This is a genomic window from Enterobacter cloacae complex sp. IR5412 (genome assembly GCF_049237385.1).
GTDB lineage: Bacteria > Pseudomonadota > Gammaproteobacteria > Enterobacterales > Enterobacteriaceae > Enterobacter > Enterobacter intestinihominis.
The window spans coordinates 1-437 of the sequence record NZ_JBMKHQ010000042.1; the positions used below are offsets into that span (position 1 = coordinate 1).

Below are 437 nucleotides of genomic sequence, written 5' to 3' on the forward strand. Positions count from 1 at the left end.
TATGGTGATCCCCTGGGCGAAATGCGCCTGGTAAGCAGAGTTTTTGAAATGTAAGGCCTTTGAATAAGACAAAAGGCTGCCTCATCGCTAACTTTGCAACAGTGCCCCTGAGATACAATTATTCGCTCCCTGAAGTGATGCAAACTTCCTGCTGGAGGTGATCAAGTAATTTGCGAGTGAGTGATCAACTGATTTGCGAATGGGGGATCAGATACATGCGAATACACAGGGAGGGGGCTGGGCCGGGCGATCCGGTCAGCGTTGCGGTTTCCGGCGATTTGCGGCCGGTGGCCGGTTAAGTCCGGCGCGGACGCCTTCCATGCCCTGACGGGCATAAGAAAATAAAACCGCCATGCTGCGGTCATTCATGATTTTGTGGTGTAGCGATAAATAGTCATGCGAGAAACGTTGAAGCGCTTAGCAACTGCACCAACTGT

The 437-nt window shown here is 51.5% G+C and carries 1 protein-coding gene; it reads right to left on the reverse strand.

The features are described from left to right. Positions 1 to 365: 365 nt before the first annotated feature. Positions 366 to 437, reverse strand: a 72-nt coding sequence (locus ACOTX2_RS25015) for a helix-turn-helix domain-containing protein (RefSeq protein WP_142762075.1), incomplete at its 5' end; no start/stop codon positions are given.